The organism is Neisseria sp. P0001.S005, assembly GCF_051963715.1.
This window is the reverse complement of record NZ_JBQCTZ010000956.1, coordinates 1-287: the sequence shown is the minus strand read 5'-3', so window position 1 is coordinate 287 and position 287 is coordinate 1. Positions and strand designations below refer to the sequence as shown.

1 pseudogene is annotated in these 287 nt (G+C 50.5%); it reads left to right on the top strand.

Going from position 1 to position 287, the window contains the following annotated elements:
* Positions 1–287 (top strand): annotated as a pseudogene (locus tag ACTHSP_RS23665) (outer membrane protein assembly factor BamC); the annotation flags it as partial.

Here is a 287-nt window from a genome sequence, read left to right as displayed (position 1 = left end):
AAAGTGTTCTGGCAAGAAAACGGTTTCGACATCAAATCTGAAGAACCTGCCATCGGCCAAATGGAAACCGAGTGGGCAGAAAACCGAGCCAAAATCCCTCAAGACAGCCTGCGCCGCCTGTTAGATAAAGTCGGTTTGGGCGGCATCTACTCTACCAGCGAACGCGACAAGTTCATCATCCGCATCGAACAAGGCAAAAACGGTTCGACCGACATCTTCTTCGCCCACAAAGGCATGAAAGAAGTTTATGCCGACCGTAAAAAAGACACTACGATGTGGCAGCCGGG